Annotated in this window: 10 protein-coding genes and 2 pseudogenes; 8 read left to right on the forward strand and 4 right to left on the reverse strand. The window is 71.7% G+C overall.

Features of this window, described 5'->3' with window-relative positions; all coding sequences use genetic code 11:
* Positions 1-63: 63 nt before the first annotated feature.
* On the forward strand, positions 64-1,524 hold the full coding sequence (locus OVA26_RS06190; RefSeq protein WP_268103452.1) for an NAD(P)H-quinone dehydrogenase: 1,461 nt from the start codon (positions 64-66) through the stop codon (positions 1,522-1,524).
* 632 nt (positions 1,525-2,156) lie between these two features.
* Here the strand turns inward: OVA26_RS06190 and OVA26_RS06195 are convergent.
* Positions 2,157-3,922: pseudogene (locus OVA26_RS06195) on the reverse strand (ATP-binding protein).
* 77 nt (positions 3,923-3,999) lie between these two features.
* On the reverse strand, positions 4,000-4,647 hold the full coding sequence (locus OVA26_RS06200) for a Maf family protein (RefSeq protein WP_268103453.1): 648 nt from the start codon (positions 4,645-4,647) through the stop codon (positions 4,000-4,002).
* A gap of 144 nt (positions 4,648-4,791) precedes the next feature.
* Between OVA26_RS06200 and OVA26_RS06205 the strand changes: the two are divergent.
* The 4 genes and pseudogenes from OVA26_RS06205 (at position 4,792) to OVA26_RS06220 (ending at position 9,058) form a co-directional block, all read left to right on the forward strand.
* Positions 4,792-6,050: pseudogene (locus OVA26_RS06205) on the forward strand (class I SAM-dependent RNA methyltransferase).
* A gap of 59 nt (positions 6,051-6,109) precedes the next feature.
* Positions 6,110-6,778, forward strand: a complete 669-nt coding sequence (locus OVA26_RS06210; RefSeq protein WP_056226776.1) for a response regulator transcription factor — start codon at positions 6,110-6,112, stop codon at positions 6,776-6,778.
* A 13-nt stretch (positions 6,779-6,791) separates the two neighbouring features.
* Positions 6,792-8,027, forward strand: coding sequence for an ATP-binding protein (locus tag OVA26_RS06215; RefSeq protein ID WP_268103454.1), 1,236 nt, complete (start codon positions 6,792-6,794; stop codon positions 8,025-8,027).
* Positions 8,024-9,058, forward strand: a complete 1,035-nt coding sequence (locus OVA26_RS06220; RefSeq protein WP_268103455.1) for a hypothetical protein — start codon at positions 8,024-8,026, stop codon at positions 9,056-9,058. The genes OVA26_RS06215 and OVA26_RS06220 overlap by 4 nt, the downstream gene beginning before the upstream one ends.
* Before the next feature lie 322 nt (positions 9,059-9,380).
* On the opposite strand, the gene OVA26_RS06225 is transcribed toward OVA26_RS06220, so the two are convergent.
* Both OVA26_RS06225 and OVA26_RS06230 read right to left on the reverse strand, forming a co-directional pair.
* Positions 9,381-9,617 (reverse strand): acyl-CoA carboxylase subunit epsilon, encoded by a 237-nt coding sequence (locus tag OVA26_RS06225; protein ID WP_268103456.1) that lies wholly within the window; start codon positions 9,615-9,617, stop codon positions 9,381-9,383.
* A complete protein-coding gene (locus tag OVA26_RS06230; RefSeq protein WP_371129294.1) occupies positions 9,614-11,203 on the reverse strand; it encodes an acyl-CoA carboxylase subunit beta in 1,590 nt (529 codons plus the stop codon). The genes OVA26_RS06225 and OVA26_RS06230 overlap by 4 nt, the downstream gene beginning before the upstream one ends.
* A 158-nt stretch (positions 11,204-11,361) precedes the next feature.
* On the opposite strand from OVA26_RS06230, the gene OVA26_RS06235 reads away from it, so the two are divergent.
* From OVA26_RS06235 to OVA26_RS06245, 3 genes are all read left to right on the forward strand, one after another.
* Positions 11,362-12,144 carry a biotin--[acetyl-CoA-carboxylase] ligase gene (locus tag OVA26_RS06235; protein WP_268103457.1) on the forward strand — a complete coding sequence of 261 codons (783 nt, stop codon included), beginning with the start codon at positions 11,362-11,364 and terminating at the stop codon, positions 12,142-12,144.
* Between the two features lie 59 nt (positions 12,145-12,203).
* A complete protein-coding gene (locus OVA26_RS06240; RefSeq protein ID WP_268103458.1) occupies positions 12,204-12,761 on the forward strand; it encodes a PH domain-containing protein in 558 nt (185 codons plus the stop codon).
* 240 nt (positions 12,762-13,001) lie between these two features.
* A complete protein-coding gene (locus OVA26_RS06245) occupies positions 13,002-14,135 on the forward strand; it encodes a 5-(carboxyamino)imidazole ribonucleotide synthase (RefSeq protein WP_268103459.1) in 1,134 nt (377 codons plus the stop codon).
* Positions 14,136-14,184: the final 49 nt, after the last annotated feature.

The following is a 14,184-nucleotide window of genomic DNA, read 5'->3' on the forward strand; positions in this document are numbered from 1 at the left end:
ACCTCGGATCATCGTGTCGGGCGCAGCTGTGTGGAGCATCGGCATCCGCCCAGCGCTGACAGAATGGATGCCATGGTGCAGAGCTTCGAGCGCAAGCAGTCCGTCGCGATCGTCGGCGGCGGCCCCGGCGGGTACGAGGCGGCTCTCTCCGCCGCGCAGCTCGGCGCCGACGTCACCCTCGTCGAGCGCGCGGGAGTCGGCGGCTCGGCCGTAATCACCGACGTGGTCCCCTCGAAGACCCTCATCGCCACCGCCGACGCGGCCGTCGCGATCCGCAATGCCAGCAGCCTCGGCGTGCAGCTGTTCGCCAAGGACGACCGCGGCAAGCCGCTGACCCCCGAGGTGGCGATCAACCTCGCCGCGGTCAACCAGCGCCTGCTCTCGCTCGCGCGGCAGCAGTCCGACGACATGCGCGCCTCGTTGCTCGAGGCGGGTGTCCGCATCATCTCGGGCCACGGACGTCTCGACGGCAACGGCGCCGTGGTGGTCTCGACCGAGGCCGGCGGAACCGACTTCGACCGTGTCGAGGCCGAGACCCTCGTCGTCTCGGTCGGTGCGTCTCCCCGCGAGCTCCCCTCGGCCAAGCCCGACGGCGAGCGCATCCTCACGTGGACGCAGCTCTACAACATGAAGTCGGTGCCCTCGCACCTCATCGTCGTGGGCTCCGGCGTGACCGGCGCCGAGTTCGCCTCGGCGTACATGAACCTCGGTGCCAAGGTCACGCTCGTCTCGAGCCGCGACCAGGTGCTCCCGGGTGAGGATCAGGATGCCGCGGCCGTGCTCGAGCGCGTGTTCCAGCGCGGCGGCATGACCCTGTTGGCGAAGGCGCGGGCCGATTCGGTCGTCAACACCGGCGATGGAGTCACCGTCACCCTTTCCGACGGCCGCACCATCGAGGGCAGCCACTGCCTGATGGCGGTCGGGTCGATCCCCAACACTGCCGGCATCGGGCTCGAGCAGGCGGGGGTGCAGATGACGGCATCCGGTCACATCCGCGTCAACCGCGTCGCGCGCACCTCGGTGCCCAACATCTACGCGGCGGGCGACTGCACGAACTTCTACCCCCTGGCATCCGTCGCCTCGATGCAGGGGCGTCAGGCGATCTTCCACGCCCTCGGCGACATCGTGATCCCGCTCGAGACGCGCCGCATCACGGCCAACATCTTCACCGCGCCCGAGATCGCCACGGTCGGCTTCAGCGAGCAGGACGTCACCGAGGGGCGGATCGCCGGCAAGGTGCGTAAGCTCCCGCTCTCGGCGAACCCCCGCGCGAAGATGCAGGGCATCACCGACGGCTTCGTCAAGCTGATCGCCCGCGAGGGCAGCGGCACCGTGATGGGCGGCGTAATCGTCGGCCCGAAGGCGTCGGAGCTCATCTACCCGATCGCGATCGCCGTCGAGCGCCGCCTCACCGTCGACCAGGTCGCGCGCGTGTTCGCGGTGTACCCCTCGCTGACCTCGAGCATCACCGACGCTGCGCGCGCCATGCACATCGTCGACCGCGACGACCCCGGCGAGGACTGAGCATTCCGGATGCCGCGGCCTCGCGGCATCCGTCCCTCGTCCGACGCCCGGGCACGGGCGTGGTGAGGCGCGGGGCAGCGGTGCGATCCGCGGCCTCCAGGTGCTCCCTCCCGCGCGATAAACGCCGTTCCGGTCGAGAAACGCCGCCTCGCGGCGTGTCTCAGCACAGATGCCGTTTATCGCCGCCTGGCCATCTCGGACCGCGCCCCGGGTGATCGCGCCCCGGCGGGCCGTGCCCCCTCCTCTCTCGCGATAAACGCCGTTCCTGTCGAGAAACGCCGCCTAGCGGCGTGTCTCGCCACAGATGCCGTTTATCGCCGTCCGGCTGCGCCGCTCGGCTGCGCCGAACCGTGCCCCGCCCCGCCGCACCCCGTCGGATCGTGCCGCGCCGGACCGCGCCGCGCCGGACCGCGCCGCTCCCTTGCGACAAACGCTGTTTCTGCCGGGAAACGCGGCGTCGTGGCGTGTTTCGGTACGGATGCCGTTTATCGCCGTGCCGCAACGCGCCGCAGCCCGCAGGGCACCGCAGCGCGCCGCAGCGTGCCGCAGCCCGCCGTTGCTGGCGCAGCCCCCACGAACGACGGCGCCGCGTCCCCGAAGGAGCGCGGCGCCGTGTCGAATGGAGTGGCCCGTCAGCTGATCAGCAGCAGCTGGTGCCCCGCGGCGACCGTGGTGCCGGCCGAGGCGTCGATGCTCGCGACGGTGCCGTCCTTGTGGGCCTGGATGGGCTGCTCCATCTTCATCGCCTCGAGCACCACGACCAGGTCGCCCTTGACGACCTGCTGGCCCTCTTCGACGGCGACCTTGACGACGGTGGCCTGCATCGGCGACTTCACCGCGTCGCCGGTGGCGCCGGCCGTGGGCGAGGCACCGTGCGCGCGGCGGGACGGGGAGCGGCGGCCGGACGACCGACCGAGGGAGCCGCGGCCGTGATGCGGTCGGGCAGGCTCACCTCGAGGCGCTTGCCGCCGACCTCGACGACCACCGTGTGGCGGCCGGGGGCTGCGGCGGGGGCTTCGAGCTCGCCGTCCCACGCGGGGATGTCGTTGACGAACTCCGTCTCGATCCAGCGCGTGAACACGCCGAACGACCCGTCCTCGGCCGTGAACGCGGGGTCGCGCACGACCTTGCGGTGGAACGGCAGCACGGTGGGCATGCCGGCGACCTCGAACTCGTCGAGGGCGCGGCGCGAGCGCTCGAGGGCTTCGGCGCGGTCGCGGCCGGTCACGATGATCTTCGCGAGCAGCGAGTCGAAGGCGCCCGAGACGCTGTCGCCCGCGGTCACGCCGGAGTCGAGGCGGATGCCGGGGCCGCCGAACGTCTTGAACACGTGGATCGGGCCGGGCTGGGGGAGGAACCCGCGACCCGGGTCCTCGCCGTTGATGCGGAACTCGATCGAGTGACCGACCGGGGCCGGGTCGTCGTAGCCGAGCTCTTCGCCCTCGGCGACGCGGAACTGCTCGCGTACGAGGTCGATGCCGGTGACCTCTTCGGAGACGGGGTGCTCGACCTGCAGGCGGGTGTTGACCTCGAGGAACGAGATCGTGCCGTCGGCGCCGATGAGGAACTCGCAGGTTCCGGCGCCGACGTAGCCGACCTCCTTGAGGATGGCCTTCGACGCCGAGTAGAGGATGGCGTTCTGCTCGTCGGTCAGGAACGGCGCGGGGGCCTCTTCGACGAGCTTCTGGTGGCGGCGCTGCAGCGAGCAGTCGCGCGTGGAGACGACCACGACGTTGCCGGCCGAATCGGCCAGGCACTGCGTCTCGACGTGACGCGGCTTGTCGAGGTACTTCTCGACGAAGCACTCGCCGCGGCCGAAGGCGGCGACCGCCTCGCGCGTAGCCGATTCGAACATCTCGGCGACCTCGTCGAGCTCACGCGCGACCTTGAGCCCGCGTCCGCCGCCGCCGTACGCGGCCTTGATGGCGATCGGCAGGCCGACCTCGTTGGCGAAGGCGATGACCTCGTCGGCGCCCGAGACGGGGCCGGGGGTTCCGGGGGCCAGCGGTGCGCCGACCTTCTCGGCGACGTGGCGCGCGGTGACCTTGTCGCCCAGGGCCTCGATGGCGTCGGGCGAGGGGCCGATCCAGACGAGGCCGGCACCGATCACGGCGCGGGCGAAGTCGGCGTTCTCGGCGAGGAAGCCGTAGCCGGGGTGCACGGCGTCGGCGCCGGAGCGGCGGGCGACCGAGAGGATCTTCTCGATCGACAGGTAGGTGTCGGCGCTGGTCGCACCGTCGAGGGCGTAGGCCTCGTCGGCGAGGCGGGTGTGCAGGGCGTCGCGGTCCTGATCGGCGTAGACGGCGACGGAGGCCTTCCCCGAATCACGGGCGGCGCGGATGACTCGGACGGCGATCTCGCCGCGGTTGGCGACAAGGACCTTGGCGATCTTCGGCATCCTCCCAGCCTAGCGAGGGGTCACCCCGGCCTTTTGACCCTCCTCGATAAGAAACGCCGAGAAACGTGAGAGGGAGTCTACGAACGGTTCCACAGGTCGGTCCACGAACCGCCCAGTTCGCGCACCAGTCGGCGGACCGTCGAGAGCGACATGCCCACCACCGTCGAGGGGTCCCCGTCGACCCGCTCGATGAACGCCCCGCCGAGGCTGTCGACGGTGAACGCCCCCGCCACCAGCAGGGGCTCGCCGGTGGCCACGTACGCGGCGATCTCGGCGTCGTCGACGTCGGCGGCGAAGGTCACCGACGCTTCGGCGACGGCGAAGGCCTCGCGCGGCTCGGAGCCGGGGGAGAGGCGGAAGACGCTGTGCCCGGAGTGCAGCACCCCGGTGCGCCCTCGCATCCCGCGCCAGCGTGCGGTCGCGGCATCCGGGGTGTACGGCTTTCCGAGGATCTCGTCGCCGAGGGCGAACATCGAGTCGCCCCCGATGACGAAGCCCTCGAAGTCGGGCTCCTCCGCGCGCAGGCGGTGCGCGACGTCGGCGGCCTTTCGGCGCGCGAGCAGCAGCACGTGCTCGGGGGCGGGCAGGCGCCGCGCCTCGGCCGCCTCGACCTCGGCGATCACGGCTTCCTCGTCGACCTGAGGTGCCCGCGCCTCGGGCTCGATGCCCGCTTGGCGCAGCAGCATGAGACGAGCGGGAGAAGTGGATGCCAAGCACACGCGCATGCGACAACGCTACCCAGGTGCGGGGGCGGCGGTCTCCGCGCCGCCCGGACCCCTCGACGAGCTCAGGGACCTCCCGCCGGGGCGGTCGGGCGTCGCCGCGTCCGCCCCCGGCGGTCTCCCGGCCGCATGTGAAAGGCTCGGAGGATGCATGACGGCGACCTCATCGAACTCGACATCACCGGCATCGCCCACGGCGGCGTCTTCGTCGGACGGCACGAGGGGCGGGTCGTCTTCGTCTCGGACACGATGCCCGGCGAACGCGTCCGCGCGCGGTTGACCGACACCCGCAAGAAGGCGTTCTGGCGGGCCGAGGCCGTCGAGGTCGTGGATGCCGCTCCCCAGCGCCGTCCGCACGTCTGGCGTTCGGCCGATATCGATGTGGATCCCGCGGAACGCGTGGGCGGGGCCGAGTTCGGTCACATCGACCTCGCGCACCAGCGCGCCCTCAAGGAGCGCGTGATCCGCGAGGCCATGGAGCGCGTGGGCCGGCTCGAGCTGCCGGTCGACGTGCGCCCCGCCGGCGACGCCGATCACCCCGAGTCCGTCGACGGAACGGGCTGGCGGACGCGCGTGAGCCTCCACGTCGACGACCGGGGCCGGGTGGGCGCCTACGCCGCGCGGTCGCACCACGTCGTCGAGACCCCCGACTTCCCCCTCGCGACAGAGGCCGTCGCGCATGCGGCCGCCGAGGTGCGCGGGGGAGCGCGCCCGGGCGCATCGACCTCGTCCAGCCGGCCGACGGACGCGTGCGCGTCCTGCCGCGGCCCGAGGGCGATCGCTCGACCGCTGCCCCCGAGGTCGTCGACGAGATCGTCGGTGAGCGCGTCTTCCGCGTCGATGCGGGCGGGTTCTGGCAGGTGCACCGCCTCGCCGCGTCCACGCTGACCTCTCTCGTCACGGCGGAGCTCACCGCTTCGGTCGGGGCCCTCGACCCCGAGGCGATGCATCTCGACCTCTACGGCGGCGTCGGCCTCTTCGCCGCCGCGCTCGCCGAGCTGGGCGGGTCGTCGACGCGCGTGGTGAGCGTGGAATCCGACCCCCGGGCGACGGAGCACGCCGGTGAGAACCTCGCCGAGTGGGTCGGTGCGCGGGCCGAGACGGCACGGGTCGATCGCTACGTCCAGAACCTCGCCGCCGGCGCTTCCGAGCGGGAGCGCGAGCGTCTGGAGCGCGGTGTCGTGCTGCTCGACCCGCCACGGGCGGGTGCGGGCCGGGTCGCCGTCGAGGGCATCGCCGCGCTGACCCCGTCCGCCGTCGTCTACGTCGCGTGCGACCCCGTGGCCCTCGCCCGCGACCTGGCGCTGTTCGCCGAACTCGGGTACCGCGCCGAGCGCGGCATCCGGGGTGTCGACCTCTTCCCGAACTCGCACCACGTCGAGGCCGTCACGGTGCTGCGCCGCTGACGCGCCGGGTCGCGCGAGCTTCACCCGCGCGGTGGCCCCCGCGCCGATACGATGTGGGGATGACGCGCGTCGCCCTCATCGATGACCACGAGTCGGTCCGACTCGGGCTGGAGGCCGCCCTCGCGCGCACCGAGGCCACCGAGGTCGTCTTCTCGGGCGCGAACGTCGCCTCGTACCTGTCCTGGCGTCAGGCGGCGGCCGCGAACCCCGCCGACGTCGTGGTGCTCGACCTGACGCTCGGTGACGGCACGACGGTCTCCGAGAACGTCGACCGCGTCGTCCGCGACGGCTCCAGCGTCATCATCCACAGCGTCGCCGACCGCGCCGCCGCGGTGCGCGAGGCACTCGCCGCGGGCGCCGCGGGGATCGTCAGCAAGTCGTCGCCGACGCACGAGGTGCTCGGCGCCATCAGCACCGTCGCCCGGGGCGAGGTGCTCGACAACGTCGAGTGGGCGAGCGCCGTCGAAGGCGATCGGGAGTTCGCCGACGCGCAGTTGTCCGCTCGAGAGCGCGAGGTCCTGCGCCTGTACGCCGCGGGCCTTCCGCTCAAGGCCGTCGCCGACCGCCTCGGCGTCGCCTATTCCACCGCCAAGGAGAACATCACCCGCGTCCGCGTGAAGTACGTCGAGGTGGGGCGCCCGGCACCGACGAAGGTCGACCTGCTGCGGCGCGCCATGGAGGACGGCATCCTGCAGGACGCACCCGATGATGCTCCTCGCCATGGCTGAGAACCATCGGTCCGTGCTCGACGAAGCCTGGGGGCGGATCCCCCACACCCGCGAGGGGCAGGCGGAGCAGGGGTCGTTCACGCAGACGCGGATCGAGCGCGTCATCACCCTGATCGTGGGCCCGGGCTCTCTCGTGCTGGGGCTGCAGGCATTCGTCGCCGCGTTCGGCCCGGGAGATGAGGCGGCCGGGTGGCACATGCCTCTCGTCCTCGCCGTCTTCGTGCCGCTGGTGGCGATGATCATCGCCTGCACCGTGGGACGCTTCGCGCGGGTGTTCTCGGGTGTCTTCGCGGTCGTCTTCATACTCGCCCTCGCGTTCTGGCCCGTTGCCACGGCCGGCGGACCCACACCGGTCCCCACCGAGAACCCCTGGATCTTCTACCTCATCAACGTCGCTACGGTCGCCACCGTGGTCGCGTTCCCCCTCTCGCTGCAGATCGTCTGGACGGTCGCCGCACCGCTGCTGTTCGGGGTGGTGCGCCTGCTGCAGGCCGGCGGGCGGGGAGAGTTCATCCTGCCGATCTCGCTCGACGTCTCGTTCGCGCTGATCCTCGGCAGCGTCCTGGTGACCCTCGGCTGGATGTACCGCTCGATCGCCGCGAACGTCGACCAGGCCCGCGCGTCGGCCGTGTCGAGCTACGCGGCCGCGGCCGCGACGGCCGCGACCGAGCACGAGCGGGTCGCGGTGGCGGCTCTCATGCACGACAGCGTCCTGGGCGCCCTGCTCGCGGCGGACCGCGCCACGACCCCGCGCGAGCGCACCCTCGCCGTCAGCATGGCGCGCGAGGCGCTGACCCGGTTGGCGAACGCCGAGAAGGACTCCCTCGAAGGAAGCGACGAGCCGGTCCCCGCGCTGCGCCTGGCCGACGACATCGAGGCCGCCGCTCGCGAGCTCGGGGTCGACCTGACCGTCGTCCGCCACGTCGACGAGGGCACACCGCACGTCCCCGGGCGGATCGCCCGCGCTCTCGTCCTCGCGGCGATGCAGGCCGTCGCCAACGCCGTACAGCACGCCGATGCGCAGGGCCTCACGGTGCAGTTGACGGGCTACGCCTCCCCGGGAAGCGTGTCGGTCCGGGTGCGCGACACGGGCCCCGGCTTCGACGTCACCGCCATCCCGGCCGACCGACTCGGCATCCGCGGTTCGATCGACGCGCGACTGGCGGCCGTGGGCGGTCGCAGCGAGATCGACTCGCACGCCGGTGGCACCACGGTCACCCTCGAGTGGGAGAGCGGAGACCGCTGGTGACCGTTCGCGCCATCCTGTCGGTCATCGGACTGGCCTTCACCGCCTACCTCGCGGCGCGCGGCCTCATCTGGACCTCTCCCGAGACCGTCGAGCGCGGGTGGCTCATCGTGGCGGCCCTGGTGCTCTACCTCCCGGTGACGTGGCTGTGGATCTTCGCGATCGGCGCGCGCGGCCGGCGGGGACAGCCGGCGCCGACCTCGGGTGCGCGACTGCCCGCCTGGGGGGTCGTGCTCGCTCTCGTGGTGGCGATCGTGGTGTCGAACGCGACGTTCCTCGCGGTCACCGAGGCCGGTCGCACACAGCCTTTCGTCACGTGGGTGATCGGCGGTGTCGGCGCGCTCATGACCATCGTCATGGTGCGGCGTCGGCCCATCGTCGCATGGGTCGGGATGCTGATCCTCGCCGTGTCGACGTCGTTCTGGCTGGGGCCGCTGCAGGCGCTCAGCCTGGGCCTGGTCGGCTCGATCGTGTGGGTCACCGCGGCGCAGCTCGTGACCATCGCCCTCGACCGCGCGGCGCGGGACGCCGAGCGTCTCGCCGAGCTCCAGCAAGCGGCATCCGCGTGGCAGGCCTCGCAGAGCGGCCGGCAACGAGAGCGTCGACTTCACGTTCAGCGCGCGCTGCAGGCGGCGGGCCCCATCCTCGCCCGCACCATCGAGAACGGCGGCAACCTGCGCGCGGCCGACAAGCAGGCCGCTCGACGCGCCGAGGCCAGCCTGCGCGATGAGCTGCGGGGCAACCGCCTGCTCGACGACGACGTGCGGGCCGAGATCGACGCCGCGCGTCGCCGGGGGTCCGCGGTGAGTCTGTTCGACGAGGGCGGTCTCGAGGGACTGGGCGCCGCGGATCTGAAGGGCATTCGCTCGGAGCTGGCGGGCATCCTGCGGGAGTCCGTGTCGGAGCGCGTGATCATCCGCACCTCTCCGCACCACGAGATCGCCGTCACGATCGTCGGGCGCTCGAGTGGTGAGAGCGCCGGGGGAGACGACGATCAGGTCGACCTCTGGCGCGAGATCCGTCGCCCGCGCTGACCCGCAGGCGGCAGCATTGCCGCGACCGTGATCTCGGCTGTGATCGAGCCCCGCGTGTGCGCGCCCCCGCGGCCGGCGGCGACGACGTGAGGGGGGTCCGTCGACGCTGCCATGCCCTCCGCGGGGGAAGAAGATGGGGGTGAGGGGCGGCGAATGCGCCTGCCCCTCACCCGTGCGAACGGTTACCCGAAAACCGTCCGCGCGGTCGAATCCGGCTCTAAGGAGCGGTCCGACCGAACGCGTGATGCGTTCCAGCTCCTCCAGTATTCGGCAGAGTGCCTCGCCCGTCTGTAGGTATTTCGGGGGACATTTCGAACACGTGTCAGCCGGTGAAACCGTGCCATCCGGCGGTGCGGTTCAGCGGGGTGCGCAGGCCGCGAGCCGACAGCTCCCAGCGGGAGCGCGGCGTCTCGTCGGGAACCGTGGCGTCGGCCACCTCGCGCACGTAGGACTCGCTCACCACGACGATCGCCGCGGCCAGTTCCTCTTCGGTGGGCGTACCGCGTACGACCTCCGCGACGATGGGTCGGGAGGCGTCGGGGTCGACGGTGTCGCTCACAGCGGGATGTTCCCGTGCTTCTTCGCGGGCAGGCTCGCGCGCTTGTTGCGCAGCGCCCGCAGGGCCTTGGCGATCGAGACACGCGTCTGCGCCGGCTCGATGATCCCGTCGAGCTCACCGCGCTCGGCAGCGAGGAAGGGGGATGCCACGTTGTACGTGTACTCGTTCGCCAGGCGCGTGCGCACGGCCGCGACGTCTTCGCCGGCCTCTTCGGCGCGCTTGATCTCGCCGCGGTAGAGGATGTTGACCGCGCCCTGACCGCCCATGACGGCGATCTCGGCCGTGGGCCACGCGAGGTTGATGTCGGCGCCCAGCTGCTTGGAGCCCATGACGATGTACGCGCCGCCGTAGGCCTTGCGCAGGATCACCGTCACCAGGGGCACGGTGGCCTCGGCGTAGGCGTACAGCAGCTTCGCGCCGCGGCGGATGACGCCGGTCCACTCCTGGTCGGTGCCGGGGAGGTAGCCGGGCACGTCGACGAGGGTGACGATCGGCACCGAGAACGCGTCGCAGAAGCGCACGAAGCGGCTGGCCTTCTCTCCCGCGTCGATGTTGAGGGTTCCGGCCATCTGCGAGGGCTGGTTGGCGATGATGCCGACAGTGCGGCCCTCGATCCGGCCGAAGCCGATCACGATGTTGGGGGCGAACAGCGGCTGCACCTCGAGGAACTCCGCCGCGTCCACGATGCCGTCGATCACGGTGTGGATGTCGTACGGCTGGTTCGGGGAGTCGGGGATGACGGTGTTCAGCGAGCGGTCGGCATCCGTCGTCTCAAATTCGAAGGGCGTGTCGTAGACGGGGATCTCGGCGAGGTTGTTGTCGGGCAGGTAGCTGATGAGGCCGCGCGCGTAGTCGATCGCGTCGTCCTCGTCGTCGGCGAGGTAGTGCGCGACGCCCGAGCGGGTGTTGTGCGTATGGGCTCCGCCGAGCTCTTCCATTCCGACGTCTTCGCCGGTGACGGTCTTGATGACGTCGGGGCCGGTGACGAACATCTGGCTGGTCTTGTCGACCATGATGACGAAGTCGGTGAGGGCGGGGGAGTACACCGCTCCACCGGCGGCGGGTCCCATGATGATCGAGATCTGGGGGATGACCCCGGATGCCGCGGTGTTCAGGCGGAAGATCTCGCCGTACTTGCCGAGGGCGACGACGCCCTCCTGGATGCGGGCTCCGCCCGAGTCGAGGATGCCGATGATCGGGATGCCGCTACGCAGCGCCAGCTCCATGACCTTGATGATCTTGTCGCCGGCGACCTCGCCGAGCGACCCGCCGAAGGTCGAGAAGTCCTGCGCGTACACCGCGACCGTGCGGCCGTGGATCGTGCCGGTGCCGGTGACGACCGAGTCGCCGTAGGGGCGCGACTTGTCCATGCCGAACGCGGAGGTGCGGTGGCGCACGTACTCGTCGAGCTCGACGAACGAGCCGGGGTCGACCAGCATCTCGAGACGCTCGCGGGCGGTGAGCTTGCCCTTCGCGTGCTGCTTGTCGCGGGCGGCGGCTTCGGCGTCGACGACCGCCTCCTGGAACCTGTTGCGCAGGTCCGCGATCTTGCCGGCGGTGGTGAAGAGATCGGGCTGGTCGGTCACGCTTTCCACCCTAGCGACAGCGTCGGCGCCCGCGTTGGAGGGTGCGCACAAGCGAATGCGCGAGGCGCTGTGGCATCCGCCCATGTCCTCCCGTGCCGGGCCGCCGCGTCGAGCGCAAGAGGATGCCGTGGACCCGGCGCGTTCTCTAGGGTGTGCTCATGCCGATCCCCGCCGCCGGATACCCGCTCGCCGCCGCCCACAGCCCGCGCGTGCAGGTCGTCGAGACGACCGACTCCACGAACGCCGACGTGATCGCGGCGGTCGCCGCCGATCCCGAGGGGTGGCCGCACCTGTCGCTGCTGGTGACCGACGACCAACGCGCCGGGCGCGGGCGGCTCGACCGCAGCTGGACGGCACCGGCCGGAACCGCGCTCGCCGTCTCGGTCGTCGTCGACGCGGCGATGGTCCCGATCGCCCAGCGCGGGTGGATCCCGCTGGTCGCGGGCGCCGCCATGACGCGTGCGGTGCGCGCCCAGCTCACCGGCCACGGCGGAACGGCAGAGCTGAAGTGGCCGAACGACGTGCTCGTCGACGGGGGCAAGATCTGCGGCATCCTGGCCGAGGTCGTACCCGGCGCGGCCGACACGGTCGTGGTCGGGGCGGGCGTCAACACGCGCATGAGCCGCGCCGATCTTCCGGTCACCACCGCGACCTCGTTCGCCGCGATCGGCGCGGAGAGCGACGACGACCGCCTCCTCGCCGACTACCTCGAGGATCTCGGCAAGATGCTCTCGCGCCTCGTGCACGACGACGTCGAGCGTGTGCACTCCGAGATCGAGAAACTCTGCGTCACCGTCGGCAAAGAGGTGACCGTCGCGATGCCCGACGGCTCCACCCTCCAGGGCACGGCCACGCGCCTCGACCGGGACGGGCGCCTCGTCGTCGACGCCGGCACCATCGAGACCGTCGTCTCGGCCGGAGACGTGGTCCACGTCCGCTGACGGCGAGGCGCCCCGCGTGGCACCGGCCCGCCCGGCCTCGCGCGTCGCACAATGAGACCGTGACCCAGCCGTCGAACTCGATCGGGCGCCCGCGGATGCCGGCGCCGGGGACGGCCGCGCCCGAGTTGCGCATCGCTCGACTGCGCTCGCACGCGCGGCGCCTGTTCTGGTCGGCGCTCGTCCTGATCGGCGTCGCGGGGGCGGCGGCCTTCTTCTACGACAACCTGCCGGCGCCCTACGAGAACTGGATGCTGCTGACCGCGGCGGGCCTGCTCGTCCTGCTGCTCGTGGTCGTCCCCTACCTCGTATGGCTCTCCCACACCTGGACCATCACGACGCGCCGCGTGATCGAGCGCTCCGGTCCCTTCGGGGCCAACCGGCGCGAAGTCTCCCACGTGCGCGGGTACGCCATCGAGATGCGGCGCGGCATCCTGCAAAGGATGTGGGGCGCGGGCACGCTCTCGCTCTCGAACGGCGTCGAGCCTCCGCTGCGTCTGAAGAACATCCCGCACGCGGTGCTCGTTCACGAGACGCTCGTCGACCAGGTCGAGGTCAACCAGATCCTCGCCCACCGCGACGCGCAGACCTTCGGCTCGGGCGCCGTCGGCGGTCTCTGAGCGCGCCGCGGCCACCGTCCGCCCCGGCGTGCGCACCTGCCCCCTGACGACATAACGCAGGAGACGCACGCTCCTCCTGCCGAGATCGCGCTGCGACCGGGGTCGCGCGCGCACATCTCCTGCGTTGTGTCCAGCGCAAGGTGCACCGGCGGATGGCTCGGTCCCCATCGCCCGGCCATCCGGACCGACTCGCGCCCCCGCGGGCGGCCAGACAGAATGGATGCCGACGGAAGGAGCGGCATGGCGCTGCGAGTCGGAGTGGTCGGTGGCGGACAGCTGGCGCGGATGATGATCGCGCCCGCCGTGGAGCTCGGGGTCGAGATCCGCGTCCTCGCCGAGAGCGAGGGCATGTCGGCCGCGCTCGCCGCGACAGCGGTCGGCGACTACCGCGACGCCGACACCGTGCTGGCTTTCGCCCGCGACGTCGACGTGATCACCTTCGACCACGAGCACGTGCCGCAAGATGTGCTCGCCGCCCTCGTCGACGCCGGTGTCAGCGTCCACCCGGGGCCGGCACCGCTCGGGGTCGCGCAGGACAAGCTGGTCATGCGCGCCAAGATGGCCGAGCTGGGGCTCCCGCAGCCCGACTGGGCCGCCGTGTCCACGGCATCCGATCTGCAGGAATTCCTCGACGCGCACGGTGGGCGAGCGGTCGTGAAGACGCCGCGCGGCGGGTACGACGGCAAGGGCGTCCGGGTGGTCTCCGCCGCCACCGAGGCGGACGACTGGTTCGCCGCGCTCGCCGAGGACGGCAACGGCGGTGCCCTCCTCGCGGAAGAACTGGTCGACTTCACCCGCGAACTGGCCCAGCAGGTGGCACGTCGTCCCTCGGGCGAGGTGCGCGCCTACCCCGTGGTCGAGACCGTGCAGCGCGACGGCGTGTGCGCCGAGGTCGTGGCCCCGGCGCCCCGCGCCGACGCCCGCGTCCAGCGCGTCGCCGCCGAGATCGGCGTCGCGGTCGCGGAGGGACTGGGCGTGACCGGCATGCTCGCCGTCGAGCTGTTCGAGACGAGCGACCAGCGCATCCTGATCAACGAACTCGCTATGCGCCCCCACAACAGCGGTCACTGGACGCAGGACGGTGCGATCACGAGCCAGTTCGAGCAGCACCTGCGCGCGGTCCTCGACCTGCCCCTCGGATCGACGGATGCCGTGGCCCCGTGGACGGTCATGATCAACGTCCTGGGCGGCCCCGCCGAGGGCGGCCTCGACGAGCGGTTCGCCGCCGCCATGGCCGCGCACCCCGCCGCGAAGATCCACACCTACGGCAAGGCCCCGCGCCCGGGCCGCAAGGTGGGCCACGTCAACGTCATCGGGGAGGACCTCGACGACGTCGTCTACGAGGGTCGCGCGGCCGCCGCGTTCTTCGACTGAGCGCGCCGTTCCGAGATCTTCCAGCGAGCCGCCCTACCCTGGACCGGTG

This window comes from Microbacterium sp. SL62, assembly GCF_026672635.1.
Taxonomy (GTDB): Bacteria; Actinomycetota; Actinomycetes; order Actinomycetales; family Microbacteriaceae; genus Microbacterium; species Microbacterium testaceum_A.

Bases quoted from the DNA above. Each gene is read 5' to 3' on its own strand.
- OVA26_RS06200 (WP_268103453.1), bottom strand. From the start codon at position 4,647: ATGCGCGTGTGCTTGGCATCCACTTCTCCCGCTCGTCTCATGCTGCTG.
- OVA26_RS06210 (WP_056226776.1), top strand. From the start codon at position 6,110: ATGACGCGCGTCGCCCTCATCGATGACCACGAGTCGGTCCGACTCGGG.
- OVA26_RS06190 (WP_268103452.1), top strand. From the start codon at position 64: ATGGATGCCATGGTGCAGAGCTTCGAGCGCAAGCAGTCCGTCGCGATC.
- OVA26_RS06235 (WP_268103457.1), top strand. From the start codon at position 11,362: ATGCCGATCCCCGCCGCCGGATACCCGCTCGCCGCCGCCCACAGCCCG.
- OVA26_RS06245 (WP_268103459.1), top strand. From the start codon at position 13,002: ATGGCGCTGCGAGTCGGAGTGGTCGGTGGCGGACAGCTGGCGCGGATG.